We start from the raw sequence: 291 nt of genomic DNA on the forward strand, positions 1-291 counted from the left end.
CTCAGAAACTCTTCCTCAAACATGATTAAAATGAGGCAGTTCGAGCTTGAAAATGATAAAAGAGAATTAATGTCAAGAGTTTCCACACTATTAAATCAGCTTAATTTAAATGAAGTTAAATATAAAGACACTAAATCAGAACTCGACAGATTAAAATCTAAATATGATGAATTAGATCACCAATATAAAAATATAACATCGGAAGTTAGGCAGAAAAAGATAGATGAAGAAATTCCTCATTATGTTGAAGATGTTAGTGGTAAATTAGAAGAAGATGACCGATTTTTTACT

General features: G+C 28.9%; 1 pseudogene. It reads left to right on the top strand.

Annotation, left to right across the window (positions count from 1 at the left end):
* Positions 1–69: 69 nt before the first annotated feature.
* Positions 70–291 (top strand): annotated as a pseudogene (locus tag V1952_RS22705) (hypothetical protein); the annotation flags it as partial.

Source organism: Yersinia sp. 2542 StPb PI (genome assembly GCF_048593855.1).
Lineage (GTDB): Bacteria > Pseudomonadota > Gammaproteobacteria > Enterobacterales > Enterobacteriaceae > Yersinia > Yersinia enterocolitica_E.